This is a genomic window from Erwinia sp. SLM-02, from assembly GCF_037450285.1.
GTDB lineage: Bacteria > Pseudomonadota > Gammaproteobacteria > Enterobacterales > Enterobacteriaceae > Erwinia.
In genome coordinates this window covers 884812-898159 of sequence record NZ_JAQISN010000001.1, presented here as the reverse complement: position 1 = coordinate 898159, position 13348 = coordinate 884812, and the positions used below count along the sequence as shown (strand labels likewise).

Below are 13348 nucleotides of genomic sequence, written 5' to 3'. Positions count from 1 at the left end.
GCTTTGCTAGCGGAGGATGAATGCCTGGTCATACGCCACGATGGGAGAGTAAAAATGAAACGTGATGTGCTCAGCGAAGAATATTATGATGAGGTTTGTCGGGTTATTGGCGATGCGGCGATTGTCCTGACGGAAGATGGCCATAATATTTCCCGGGGAATGATTGCCAGCCTGCTGAAGCAGACGCGCCACAATCGGGGGGATGCTAACCGCGATGAGCAAAAGGTTCTGGAACACGCCATTCGGTTAATAAAGCCCGATTAACAGCAATTATAACTTTTACGCACATCGATATTATTAATTCGCCCGGGAAATAATGTTTTCCTATGACCCGCCTGCGGTGAAAACTTTTCCAGTACTAAAAACCAGCAGATTTAACAGCTTTCCCGCCCGGGATTAACGCATTAGTTTGTTAAATCTGCATGGGTCATACGGCTACTCATCCACATCATAAAATATGAGATTTAATAGTTAGCGCACTACGAAGCAGGCTTATTCAAGCTGATGTTTTCAGAGATTATTTTACTGAGGAAGTATTTCACTTTGATGAATTTCGCGGTGTAAAAAACCCTGATGTTTCAGTAGAGTATTTTTCTGATTGAATTTTTTTAAGAAAAATCCTATCATGATTTTTAACATTTTACGCGATAGTGACCGCGATTGCTGCGAGCCACGCAGCCCCTTCAACAAGGATGAGTCAATACTCCAGCCGCAGGCGATGGGGTAGCATTAATGTTGGCAGCTATATCAAGAACGTGAAATAACAACGCTTTCTTCTCACGCGCTGACGTGTAATTCCTCGTTGATTTGAATGGATAACGAACCGGTAAGGGCCGCAAGAATGCCAACGATAATTATGGACCCATGTAATTATACCCGCACGGGGTTGATCAACTATATGACAACCAAAGGGATTAAAAGCAAGAATATAACGCCGGTGAACGGCATCGATCGGCTGCAAACCTGCTGCCAGCAGATGCATCCGGGCGTGGTGTTTATCAACGAGGACTGCTTCATTAATGAACCCGAAGCAAGCCAGCAGATCCGCAATGCGATCGTGCAGCACCCGGACACGCTATTCTTCATATTCATGGCTATCTCTAACAACCATTTTGAAGAATACCTTTACGTTCGCAAGAACCTGATTATTACCTCTAAATCCATTAAGCCCGCCACGCTGGACCAGCTGTTAAGCAGTTACTTCCAGCAGCGGCTGAATATCTCGTCACGCCAGTCTGCGGGCAAAGACGTTCATCCCCTGACGCTCAGCCAGACGGAATCGAATATGCTAAGAATGTGGATGTCCGGCCACGATACGAGCCAGATTTCCGACCGAATGCAGATCAAGGTGAAGACCGTCTCATCGCACAAGGGCAATATTAAGCGGAAAATTAAGACGCACAATAAGCAGGTGATCTATCACGTCGTTCGGCTGATGGATAATGTGACCAGCGGTATTTACGTCAACGTGCGGCAGGGTTAACAGCGGATGTTTGAAGGGGGAATCACCCCCTTAGCGTATTCAGGAGTGGGGTTGAACGAAAACGCCATCTTCATGACCCGATTCATTAAAGAACCAGATCCCCAGCGGATAGTCTTCCAGCGCGACCAGATACATCGTCCCTTCGTTAAACTCTTCCACTGCCAGAACCGTGCCGACCCGGCGAGGACCGCCGTCCGTTTTTACCGTCACCTGCTGATTCACCTTCATGGAAACTCCTGTGCAATTTTTCCCAACAGTTTAACTGAAAACCGCATGCTGCGCAGGGGTTTGCGCCACGATTAGCGGCGCGCAATCACCCAGACGGCATGAACAATTCCGGGAATGTAGCCACACAGGGTCAGCAGGATATTAAGCCAGAAGGCACCACCTAAACCCACCTGCAGGAAGACGCCTAACGGGGGTAAAAGAATCGCAATCACAATACGTATAAAGTCCATGTCTTCTCCTTTTTTAAGGTAACTGCCTGATAATCATTATAGACCGCGATGTTAAATCGCCAGGATAAGGCATCGCCTCATCAGACCTTTTCACTTTCTTTACGTTTCACGCAAAGATTTCTGACGTCGACAGCATTTACACTGTTCTCACTGCACCAACCCCAAAGGCGCAGTCAACCTAAAAAGTAACAAGGATTTTGCCCGCGCAGCGCGGGCTTTTTTTTCCCCGCCCGCCAGACATTCCTTTGCACCGGTCTTTCACAACGTGACGCTGATAAAAAAATCCCCAGCCGCTGGCCAGGGAAAGTCATTCATTAGAAATCAAAATTCGTTACTCGGGGAAATCCTTTTACGCCCCTAACTTACCGCACCTGCACGTTAAGATTAATCCGAAGATGGCCGGGTAATTTGTACAAGATTTTTTATTTTGTACAGCAAGGCCGCGCCGGTTCTGCTTCTCAAGCGCATATAAACGGCGCAATACGTCTAAATAACCTTCTATTTTTTAGGATTAATCCGTATGCGCAGCGGGAGCAAGGGCGGTTAATGCCTGCCGCACGCCCTTCATGGTTCGACTACACTCAATGATTCTACTGCGATTTTTTGACGCATCCGTGTAGGTCTATTCCGGGAGGTAAGCGTTATGCCTGATTTGCAGGATCCCCTGATGATCGTTACCGATCTTGATGGTTCACTGCTCGATCACCATACCTATAGCTGGCAACCCGCCCGGCAGTGGCTTACCCGGCTGAACGAACACCATATACCCGTCGTTATCTGCTCCAGTAAAACCGCCGCTGAGATTGTGCCGCTGCAGCAGGAGCTGGGGATCGACGGGGCACCTTTTATCAGTGAAAACGGCGCCGTCGTGCGTTTCGGCGACGATCATGACGGGCAGCCTCCCCCGTTCAGCGGCCGCGACTATGCCACGATCTGCCATACGCTGATGCGTTTACGCCAGCATGACGGGTTCAAATTTACCGGCTTTGCCGACGTCGGCGAAAAAGAGATCGCGGAGTGGACCGGCCTTACGCCCGCCCTCGCCGCTCGTGCCAAAATGCGTGAGGCGTCGGAAAGCCTGATCTGGCGTGACGGCCACGAGCAGTTTGCGCTTTTCCGTGCGCGTCTGGATGAGGAGGGGCTGACGCTGGTTCAGGGGGGGCGATTCTGGCACGTCATGAGCAAAGGCAGCGGAAAAGGGGCCGCGCTGCGCTGGCTGCTTGAACGCTATCCTTCCACAGCGGCATCGTCCGGCCGGCGCCTCATCACCATTGGCCTGGGCGACGGGCCTAACGATGCCCCCATGCTCGACAGCGTCGATTATGCCGTGGTGATCCGCGGCTACAGTAAGAACCCGGTTCTCCTTGAGCGAAGTGACAAAGAGCATATCTATCACAGTGCCGCCTGGGGACCGGAAGGCTGGGTCGAAGGACTCAACCATTTTATCACTCCATCCTGACTGACCACCTAAATTCCAAGGGGATAGCGATGAGCGATTTTTACCAGAACGGCGTAATAACTAACTTTCATAATCTCACCGGGCGCAGTCTGAAAGAGCTGGAAAAGGATCTGGTACGTTTCTCTCGCAAACGCAAGATGGGGCTGATTCTGCCTTCGCTGTTTTCGGAGCTGGAAGGCCCGGCGCTCAACCATATCGTGGATGAACTGGCGCAGGTGCCCTATCTGGCGGAAATCGTTATTGGGCTGGATCGCGCCGATCGCGATCAGTTTCTTCACGCCCGTGAATTCTTTTCCCGGCTGCCGCAGCGCCACCGGATTTTATGGAACGATGGCCCCCGCCTGAAGGCGCTGGATGCCGAACTCGACAAAGAGGGATTATCGCCCTCACAGCCGGGCAAGGGGCGCAACGTCTGGTTCTGCACCGGCTATACGCTGGCTTCGGATAAATCAGCCTGCGTGGCGCTGCACGACTGCGATATCGTGACCTATGAGCGCGGGATGCTGGCTCGCCTGCTGTATCCGCTGGCTAACCCCGACTTCCAGTATGAATTCTGTAAGGGGTTTTATGCCCGCGTCGCGGATAACAAGCTCAACGGCCGCGTGGGTCGACTGCTGGTTGGCCCGCTGCTGCGCTCGCTGCAGAAGGTGTACGGCCACTCCGAATATCTGGACTACCTCAGCAGCTTCCGCTATCCGCTTTCCGGCGAGTTTGCCATGCGCACTCACGTGCTGAACGGCATTAAAATCCCCGGGGACTGGGGGCTGGAAATCGGCGTGCTGTCTGAGATCTACCGCAACTACACCACCCGTCAGAGCTGCCAGGTGGAGATTGCGGATAATTACGACCATAAACATCAGCCGCTGTCCGAGGAGGATGGCACCGGCGGCCTGCGGCGGATGAGCAATGATATTGTGCAGTCGCTGCTGCGCAAAATGGCCACCATGGGGGTCAATATCACCAGCGATTCCTTCCGGGTGCTAAAGGCCACCTACTATCGCAATGCGCTGGATATGATGGAAATTTACAACCACGAAGCGGTAATGAACGGCCTGAAATTCGACCAGCACGCCGAAGAAGCCGCGGTGGAAATGTTCACCCAGTCGATTCTTGAGGCCGGTCAGGCCTTTATCGAACGCCCTAACGAGAAGCCCTTTATCCCCAGCTGGAGCCGGGTCCAGTCCGCGTTTCCCGATATTATGCAGCGCATCTATCAGGCCGTTGAGGACGATAACACCGGCGATGTTTAATCACGGTGGCGGACGCAGTTGCGTCCGTCCTGTTTCGCCAGATACAGCCTGCGGTCAGCCACGGACTGCAGGCTATCCACCTGATAGTCGCCCGTCTCTTCGCTGCTGCTCACCCCCAGCGACGCAGTTACCTTCAGCGTTTGATGTTTGCCCACCAGCAGCTCTTTTGCCGCCAGCTTGCGGCGAATGCGTTCTGCGACCAGCACGGCTTCATCGAGCCGGGTTGCCGGCAGCAGAATACAGAACTCTTCGCCCCCCACCCGTCCGGCGATATCCGTTTTCCGCAGCGCCTGGCCGATGACCGATGCGGCGTGGGCCAGCACCCGATCGCCGGCGCTATGGCCCCAGGTATCGTTAACCGATTTGAAATGATCGAGGTCGAGCTGGATGATGGCGAGCGGCTCCTGCTGGCGCTGGTTGAGCGCCGCCAGCTGTTCCGCCCGGTCAAAGAACGCGGTTCGATTCAGAAGCCGCGTCAGTCCATCGTAGTTCGCCCGCCAGCTGAGCTTTTCCTGCAGGTTAAGCAGGCTGCCGGTCATGCGAATAATCGTCTGGTGGGAAACGATGACCACCACGCTGAACATCAGCCACGTCAGCAGCAGCACCAGCCCGACACGGCCGCTGTCGCCCAGCAGCCCTTCATGCAGGGTCTGCACATTGACCAGCATCCCGTTGAAATACTGCAGGCGTACCCAGCTGACAAAACGCCCGTCAAAGCGCATGGTGCCGCTGTGGCTTCCGGCGGACTGCTCGATAAGCTGGGCCAGCTGCGGCTTATGCAGACGGTACTCTTCCAGCTGGCTGCCGTCTGACCAGGCAATCAGGTTGAACCGTTGCCCGACCAGCATCACGCCCCCTTCCTGCCGCGTGGTCAACGCCTGCTGCAGATAGTCCCTGATTTGCTGCGTGGAAAAATCCATCGCCAGCACGCCATACCAGTAGCCGTTTTTGTCCACCGGGCGGGCCACCGTCACCACCCGGCCTTCGTTATCCGTTGAGTCATACGGGCCGGACCACAGGGTCTTACGCTGCGGATTCACCTGCGGATCAAGCTCGGTGAAATAGGGCCGATGCGCCACGGCGGAGAAGTTTTCCAGGGAATGATTGCTGCGGGCATCCGGCAGGGTGGAACTGAGGTAAAACCCGGCGCGTGAGATGTACCAGAAGCGGTAGTGGAAATCGCGTTCCGGCTGATTAAATTTGAGGACCAGGCTCATCTCCAGCACCGCTTTCAGCTCGTCAGCCAGCCGCTGCGAGTCGGAACGGCTGAAAAGCGGAAACTGACTCAGCTGTTCATCGGAGATACCGTTAAGCGGCACGCCGCGGGTATCGCTGGGGCTGATATGCCAGAGCGGGGTGTGCCGAACGCGTTCGAACTGCTGCAAAAACTCAGCCGATTTATCGGTCGCGAGCGGATCGCCGAGTGAATGCTCGAGCATGCTGTGAAAAAAGGCCAGCTCATCCAGGTTATGCTGCCACTGGTTATCCAGGTTGTTCGCCACCGCGCTCAGCCGGGCCAGCTGATTAGACTCATAGGTTCGCTTTAACACCAGCGCTTCATGCCAGGTTAACAGCGTTAAGAACAGAAAAACGATCGCAAAGCACAGATGTACGATACTTTTAGGGTGAAAGAAGCGTGATCCTTTGTGCAAACTCACTCGGTTTCTCCCTGTTGCTGCGCGGCGATTTTACCTGATGATTTTAGACAATGAGTGCTATCAGCGCTATAACCCTTCTATGCTTATTTATCGGCACTTTTTGATCTGAAACATTTTAAAAGCGCCATTTGGTTGCATCGTGCCGCGAACGTCGTCATTTTCAGATGATTGAAGCCAGCCGGGTTTCGCGGTTGTATATCGTCATCTCAGCGAAAACAGAGAAAGTTGAATAAACATTGACCGGCCGAACCGACACAGTGCCCAGCGGTCAGCAAAATGAATGTATACTCGGCAGAGCTGAATTGGGGTCCCCTGCTGTCAGAGCCATTGCAGCCGACAGGCATCATGGCGGCTCCCCTCTCTCCCCTTTGAGCAGAGACAATCGAACTGAATATGCCTGAAAACTATCGTTATACGCTTCCCTCGCGCGCCGGGGATCAGCGACTGCTGGGACAACTGACCGGCGCGGCCTGCGCCGTTGAGTGCGCTGAAATTGTGGAACGCCATGCGGGGCCGGTACTGTTGATTGCACCGGATATGCAAAATGCCCTGCGGCTACAGGATGAAATCCGTCAGTTTACGGAACAGCCGGTGATGACGCTGGCGGACTGGGAAACGCTGCCGTTCGACAGTTTTTCGCCGCATCAGGAAATCATCTCTTCGCGCCTCTCTACGCTGTATCAGCTCCCCTCGCTGACCCACGGTATTCTCATCCTGCCGGTCAATACCCTGATGCAGCGCGTATGTCCCCACAGTTTCCTGCACGGCCATGCGCTGGTGATGAGCAAGGGGCAAAAGCTGTCCCGCGATACGCTGCGTGCTCAGCTTGAACAGGCAGGCTACCGCAGCGTTGACCAGGTGATGGAACACGGTGAATATGCCACGCGCGGCGCGCTGCTGGACCTGTATCCGATGGGCAGCGACCGCCCGTATCGTATCGACTTTTTTGATGACGAAATCGACAGCCTGCGCCTGTTTGATGTCGATACGCAGCGAACGCAGGAAGAAGTTTCCGCCATTAATCTGCTTCCGGCACATGAATTTCCTACCGATAAAAATGCCATTGAGCTGTTCCGCAGCCAGTGGCGCGAGCAGTTCGACGTGCGCCGTGAACCGGAACATATCTATCAGCAGGTGAGTAAAGGCACCCTTCCCGCCGGGATTGAATACTGGCAGCCGCTGTTTTTCGATAAACCCCTGCCCGCGCTGTTCAGCTACCTGCCCGCCAGCACGCTGCTGGTGGTGGCTGGCGATCTGGAGGGCAGCGCCGAGCGGTTCTGGCTGGATGTGAATACGCGCTTTGATAACCGTAAGGTCGACCCGATGCGCCCCCTGCTGGCGCCGCCCACGCTGTGGCTGCGCAGCGATGAGCTGTTTGCCGAACTGAAAAACTGGCCGCGCATTCAGCTGCGCACCGATCTGCTGGCGGATAAAGCGGCGAATACCAACCTGCACTATCAGCCGCTGCCGGACCTGGCGGTGCAGGCGCAGGCGAAATCTCCGCTGGAGGCGCTACGCAAGTTCCTGGAGTCCTTCAGCGGCTCGGTGGTGTTCTCCGTTGAGAGCGAAGGTCGCCGCGAGACGCTGCAGGAGCTGCTGGCCCGCATCAAGCTGAAGCCTAAACCCATTCGTTCGCTGAAAGAGGCCGTTCAGCCGGGTCATTACCTGCTGATTGGCGCCAGCGAACACGGCTTTATTGACGGGTTGCGCAATCTGGCGCTGATTTGCGAGAGCGATCTGCTGGGCGAACGCGTCAGCCGCCGCCGCCAGGACAGTAAGCGAACCATCAACCCCGACGTGCTGATCCGCAACCTGGCCGAGCTGCACCCCGGTCAGCCGGTGGTTCACCTGGAGCACGGCGTCGGGCGCTACATCGGCCTGACCACGCTGGAAACCGGCGGCATCACGGCGGAATACCTGATGCTGGCCTATGCCGGGGACGCGAAGCTTTACGTGCCGGTATCGTCGCTGCATCTGATCAGCCGCTACGCCGGCGGCGCCGAGGAAAACGCGCCGCTGCACAAGCTGGGTAGCGATGCCTGGTCGCGCGCCCGTCAAAAAGCCGCTGAAAAGGTGCGAGACGTCGCCGCCGAGCTGCTGGATATTTATGCCCAGCGTGAGGCGAAAAAAGGCTTTGCCTTCCGCCATGACCGTGAACAGTATCAGCTGTTCTGCGACGGCTTCCCATTTGAAACGACGCCGGACCAGGCCCAGGCCATCAATGCGGTGCTGAGCGATATGTGCCAGCCGCTGGCGATGGATCGTCTGGTCTGTGGTGACGTGGGCTTTGGTAAAACCGAAGTGGCAATGCGCGCCGCCTTTCTTGCCGTTGAAAACCACAAGCAGGTGGCGGTCCTGGTCCCGACCACCCTGCTGGCGCAGCAGCACTATGATAACTTCCGCGATCGCTTTGCCAACTGGCCGGTACGCATTGAAATGCTCTCCCGCTTCCGTACCGCGAAGGAACAGGCGCTGGTGCAGGCAGAAGCCGGGGAAGGTAAAGTCGATATTCTGATCGGCACGCACAAGCTGCTGCAGAATGATATTAAATGGCACGATCTCGGCCTGTTGATCGTCGATGAGGAACACCGTTTCGGCGTACGTCACAAAGAGCGCATCAAAGCGATGCGCGCCGACGTCGATATTCTGACCCTGACCGCCACGCCGATCCCCCGCACGCTGAATATGGCGATGAGCGGCATGCGCGATCTCTCTATTATCGCTACCCCACCGGCGCGCCGCCTGGCGGTGAAAACCTTCGTTCGCGAATATGACGATCTGGTCGTGCGCGAGGCGATCCTACGTGAGGTGCTGCGCGGCGGGCAGGTCTATTACCTGTATAACGATGTTGAAAATATTGAGAAGGCGGCACAGCGCTTATCCACGCTGGTACCGGAGGCGCGGGTCGCCATCGGCCACGGTCAGATGCGCGAACGCGAGCTGGAACGGGTGATGAACGACTTCCATCACCAGCGCTTCAACGTACTGGTCTGTACCACCATTATTGAAACCGGTATCGATATTCCTACGGCCAACACCATCATCATTGAGCGCGCCGATCATTTTGGTCTGGCACAGCTGCACCAGCTGCGCGGCCGCGTGGGTCGTTCACATCATCAGGCCTATGCCTGGCTGCTGACGCCGCATCCTAAAGCGATGACCGTTGATGCCCATAAGCGCCTGGAAGCCATCGCTTCGCTGGAAGACTTGGGTGCCGGTTTTGCGCTGGCAACGCACGATCTGGAGATCCGCGGTGCCGGTGAACTGCTGGGTGAAGGCCAGAGTGGGCAGATGGAGACGATTGGCTTCTCGCTGTATATGGAGCTGCTGGAAAATGCGGTCAACGCACTGAAAGAAGGGCGTGAACCGTCGCTGGAGGACCTGACCAGCAGCCAGACCGAAATTGAGCTGCGCATGCCGTCGCTGCTGCCGGACGATTTTATTCCGGACGTGAATACCCGCCTTTCTTTCTACAAGCGCATAGCCAGCGCCCAGCAGCAGGGCGAGCTGGATGACCTCAAGGTTGAGCTGATCGATCGTTTCGGCTTACTGCCGGATGCGGCACGCAATCTGCTGGATATCGCGGCCCTGCGGCTGGTGGCTCAGAAGCTGGGCGTACGCAAGATTGAAGCCAGCGATAACGGCGGCTACGTTGAGTTTGCCGAGAAGAATAAGGTGGATCCGATATGGCTGATTGGGCTGCTGCAGAAGGAGCCGAAGCACTGGCGTCTTGATGGCCCGACGCGCCTGAAGTTTATCCGCGATCTGGCGGATCGTAAGGTGCGGATGAAGTGGGTGCAGGAGTTTATGCAGCGTATGCTGGAAAACGTGGGCTGAGGGGCGACCTGGCCCGTTTCAGGGTGCACGTTGTATATTGGCTGAGAGCCGGTGCTGGTGCTGAGCGGCGGGGGCACCCTACGGGCGGGTCCTCGCGTCGCTTCGCGATACCTTCACTGCATTCGTCAGCCCATCGGACCGCCAGAGACGCGCCATCCCTGGCGCGACTCTGGCTTTCGTCCACGTCCCTGTGGCCAAATCCTGGCTTCCTCTCTCCGTTCAGCGCTGTGGATTGCCCGTAGGAGGCCCCCGCCGCTCCGCTTTTGCATTCGGCGTTGCCTGTTAAAAAAGCCGTGTTCTTCCGCCATTCCACTCAATCTTCGGCAATACCTGTCGGAAAATGTGCATCGCGGCAACGGAAAATTAAAGGGACAGCCTCTGCCGTGGCTTACGGGAATTCCGCAGCATTCAGGAGACCACAACTTTACCTGTGGCCAAAAACATTGCCTGCTGCCTTGACCACTAAAAAGAAGAGTTACCGCATAATCGAAATTTTCGGCGCGGCGAAATGATCGGAATCCGCTACAAGAAATGCGTTTACATCGCGACAACGAAGGATAAAAAGGGCCAGCCTCTGCGGTGGCTTACGGGCAATCCGCAGCGCTGAGGTGGAAGCAGCTGGCCAGGAGATGCCAGCAGGGATGCTGGCGTCAGGCAAAGTCGGGTCAGGGACGACCCGTCTTTGCCGGTCCGACCGGCCAGATGCGGCCACCGAGGGCATCGTGCAGAGCACGACGCGAGGACCGCCCGGAAGCCACCGCAGAGGCTGAACCGAGCCACCCCGCTTCCAGCGACTTCAGCAACTTCAGCAACTTCAGTGGCTTTAGCCTCAAACCAACAATCAGGCCTTATTGTTCAACACCAGCTGACCGTTGCCGTCCAGCGGAATGCGCGTGCCGGGATCGTTATCCATACGGATCTTACCCTGCTGATCGCCAATCTTATAGGTCACGTCGTAACCCATCATCTTGTCCTGCTTATCATAGACGGTTTTGCAACGCTGCTCGGTCGTGGTGTAAGTATCGCGATCCTGCAGCGCACCCTGCACCTGATTACCACCGTAACCACCGGCCAGAGCACCCGCCACGGTCGCCACATCACGCCCGCGCCCGCCACCGAACTGGTGGCCCAGTACGCCACCGGCCACCGCACCCAGCACGGAACCGGCGATACGGTTCTCATCCTGCACGGCACGGCGGTGCGTCAGCGTGACATTGCGGCATTCCTGACGCGGCGTTTTCATCGTTTCTTTAATTGGCGTGGCGGACAATACCTGTGCAAACTGCGGGCCGCGATCGAACACGTTCATACTGGCAACGGCAGCAACGCCCAGGGCGGCCGCCACACCGATCCCAATACCGGCTAACATTGATTTATTCACAGGAAACCCTCCTGAAAGTGTTACCGCGCATCTTTGCCTGCTGCAACATCCGTGGCAGGTACGGCATACTCGGCGTGCGCGACGCGCCGGGGTAATTGAATCAAAGTTTGCGGCGCAGAGGGAAAACTGACAATCGGAATACGGGAAGAAATGCGACTAACGCATGATTAGTCCCGAGTTTTAAGAGTGTTCTGAAGTTATTTGACGGCGAGGAATAAAAAACGGCCCGCTGATAACGCTCAGTTAAGAACGTTACCCCGGGCCGTTTCAGCACTGCGCTTAAGAAATTAGTGCAGTTTCAGTCTTGGGCGGATCACGCGGTTGATACTGCCAACCAGCATCATCAGGCCGGTTTTGAAGTAGCCATGCAGGGCTATCTGGTGCATACGGTACAGAGAGATATAGACGAAACGGGCAATACGCCCTTCCACCATCATCGAACCGCGCATCAGATTACCCATCAGGCTACCCACGGTGCTGAAACGAGAAAGAGAAACCAGCGAACCGTGGTCTTTATAGACATAGGCCTGCTGCGGTTTGCCTTTGATTTCAGCGAGGATGTTCGCCAGCACGCGGGATGCCATCTGGTGAGCAGACTGCGCGCGCGGCGGCACAAAGCCCCCGGCAGGCAGCGCACAGGAAGCACAGTCACCAATCGCGTAGATGTTCGGATCGCGGGTGGTCTGCAGCGTCGGTTCAACCACCAGCTGGTTGATACGGTTGGTTTCCAGACCGCCGATATCTTTCATAAAGTCCGGTGCCTTGATACCGGCCGCCCACACCATCAGATCGGCCTCGATGAACTCGCCAGACTTGGTGTTCAGGCCGTTTTTCTCGGCGCTGGTCACCATGGTCTGCGTCAGCACGCGGACGCCAAGCTTGGTCAGCTCCTGATGCGCGGCGCTGGAGATACGCGCAGGTAGCGCAGGCAGAATACGCTCCCCGGCTTCCACCAGCGTGACGTTCAGCGCATTGCTGTCGAGGTTTTTATAGCCGTAGCTGTGCAGCTGCTTAACGGCATTGTGCAGTTCAGCGGAAAGCTCCACGCCGGTCGCACCCGCACCCACGATGGCGATGTTAACTTTCTCTGCGGGGCCTTCGCTGGCGGAGAATTTAAGGAACAGGTTCAGCATTTCATTATGGAAACGACGCGCCTGATGCGGGTTATCCAGGAAGATGCAGTTGTCCTTCACGCCCGGGGTGCCGAAGTCGTTCGAGGTGCTGCCCAGCGCCATGACCAGCGTGTCATACGCCAGCTCACGTTGAGGTACCAGCACGCTGCCCTGTGCATCACGGATTTCGGCCAGGTGAACGCGGTTGTTTTCGCGATCCAGCTGCGTCAGCGTGCCCAGCTGGAACTGGAAGTTATGTTTGTGCGCGTGAGCCAGGTAGCTCAGACCGTCAATGCCTTCATCCAGTGAACCGGTCGCCACTTCATGCAGCAGAGGTTTCCATAAATGGCTGTGGTTGCGATCCACCAGCGTGATTTGTGCTTTATTTTTACGCCCAAGCTTATGGCCCAGCTGGGTAGCCAGTTCCAGTCCGCCGGCACCCCCGCCGATAATAACAATTTTCTTCATAGGTGCTGTCAAACGACCCTCTCTAAAAGTGAACCAATCGTTAACCAAAAGTTAAATAAATAACCTTGGTAAACATAGGGTTGGCGATGTTAATTCGCAAGCTGAGGGCAGGATATCACGGGGGAATTCATGAGTTCTACGAAAATTGATCCTGGTCAATTTTATTATAAAAACCAAGAATAGTAAGAATAACATTAACAACGTAACCCGCTTTACGCGGGTTACGAAACAGGCAGGGAAAC

General features: G+C 55.8%; 10 protein-coding genes. 5 read left to right on the top strand and 5 right to left on the bottom strand.

Annotation, left to right across the window (positions count from 1 at the left end):
• The first annotated feature begins 54 nt into the window (after positions 1 to 54).
• Positions 55 to 264, top strand: a complete 210-nt coding sequence (locus tag PGH32_RS04280; RefSeq protein ID WP_314419581.1) for a DUF2767 family protein — start codon at positions 55 to 57, stop codon at positions 262 to 264.
• Positions 265 to 841: 577 nt separating this feature from the next.
• Positions 842 to 1483 carry a transcriptional regulator RcsA gene (gene rcsA / locus PGH32_RS04275; RefSeq protein WP_314419582.1) on the top strand — a complete coding sequence of 214 codons (642 nt, stop codon included), beginning with the start codon at positions 842 to 844 and terminating at the stop codon, positions 1481 to 1483.
• A 39-nt stretch (positions 1484 to 1522) separates the two neighbouring features.
• Here rcsA and dsrB read toward each other — a convergent pair whose 3' ends face one another.
• On the bottom strand, positions 1523 to 1711 hold the full coding sequence (dsrB, locus tag PGH32_RS04270) for a protein DsrB (RefSeq protein ID WP_314419583.1): 189 nt from the start codon (positions 1709 to 1711) through the stop codon (positions 1523 to 1525).
• A 71-nt stretch (positions 1712 to 1782) separates the two neighbouring features.
• Entirely contained in the window at positions 1783 to 1941 is a 159-nt protein-coding gene (locus PGH32_RS04265; RefSeq protein ID WP_314419584.1) for a YqaE/Pmp3 family membrane protein, read from the bottom strand.
• Between the two features lie 643 nt (positions 1942 to 2584).
• Between PGH32_RS04265 and PGH32_RS04260 the strand changes: the two genes are divergently transcribed.
• Both PGH32_RS04260 and PGH32_RS04255 read left to right on the top strand, forming a co-directional pair.
• Complete coding sequence (locus PGH32_RS04260) at positions 2585 to 3400, top strand: mannosyl-3-phosphoglycerate phosphatase-related protein (protein WP_337893269.1); 816 nt, start codon at positions 2585 to 2587, stop codon at positions 3398 to 3400.
• A 29-nt stretch (positions 3401 to 3429) separates the two neighbouring features.
• The gene (locus PGH32_RS04255; protein ID WP_314419586.1) at positions 3430 to 4650 is read left to right on the top strand and encodes a glycosyl transferase; all 1221 of its coding nucleotides are present in this window, start codon (positions 3430 to 3432) and stop codon (positions 4648 to 4650) included.
• Here PGH32_RS04255 and dgcQ read toward each other — a convergent pair.
• Positions 4647 to 6308: a cellulose biosynthesis regulator diguanylate cyclase DgcQ gene (gene dgcQ / locus PGH32_RS04250; RefSeq protein WP_337893268.1), complete on the bottom strand. Its 1662-nt coding sequence runs from the start codon at positions 6306 to 6308 to the stop codon at positions 4647 to 4649. The two genes, PGH32_RS04255 and dgcQ, sit on opposite strands and share 4 nt — an antisense overlap.
• 393 nt (positions 6309 to 6701) lie before the next feature.
• On the opposite strand from dgcQ, the gene mfd reads away from it, so the two are divergent.
• Positions 6702 to 10145, top strand: a complete 3444-nt coding sequence (gene mfd / locus PGH32_RS04245; protein WP_337893267.1) for a transcription-repair coupling factor — start codon at positions 6702 to 6704, stop codon at positions 10143 to 10145.
• Between the two features lie 841 nt (positions 10146 to 10986).
• Here the strand turns inward: mfd and PGH32_RS04240 are convergent.
• Positions 10987 to 11526, bottom strand: coding sequence for a glycine zipper 2TM domain-containing protein (locus PGH32_RS04240; protein ID WP_123332728.1), 540 nt, complete (start codon positions 11524 to 11526; stop codon positions 10987 to 10989).
• 287 nt (positions 11527 to 11813) lie between these two features.
• Positions 11814 to 13118: an NAD(P)/FAD-dependent oxidoreductase gene (locus tag PGH32_RS04235; RefSeq protein WP_314419592.1), complete on the bottom strand. Its 1305-nt coding sequence runs from the start codon at positions 13116 to 13118 to the stop codon at positions 11814 to 11816.
• Positions 13119 to 13348 lie beyond the last annotated feature (230 nt).

Coding starts and splice junctions, on each gene's coding strand:
- mfd (WP_337893267.1), top strand. CDS start 6,702: ATGCCTGAAAACTATCGTTATACGCTTCCCTCGCGCGCCGGGGATCAG.
- PGH32_RS04280 (WP_314419581.1), top strand. CDS start 55: ATGAAACGTGATGTGCTCAGCGAAGAATATTATGATGAGGTTTGTCGG.
- dsrB (WP_314419583.1), bottom strand. CDS start 1,711: ATGAAGGTGAATCAGCAGGTGACGGTAAAAACGGACGGCGGTCCTCGC.
- PGH32_RS04260 (WP_337893269.1), top strand. CDS start 2,585: ATGCCTGATTTGCAGGATCCCCTGATGATCGTTACCGATCTTGATGGT.
- rcsA (WP_314419582.1), top strand. CDS start 842: ATGCCAACGATAATTATGGACCCATGTAATTATACCCGCACGGGGTTG.
- PGH32_RS04265 (WP_314419584.1), bottom strand. CDS start 1,941: ATGGACTTTATACGTATTGTGATTGCGATTCTTTTACCCCCGTTAGGC.
- PGH32_RS04255 (WP_314419586.1), top strand. CDS start 3,430: ATGAGCGATTTTTACCAGAACGGCGTAATAACTAACTTTCATAATCTC.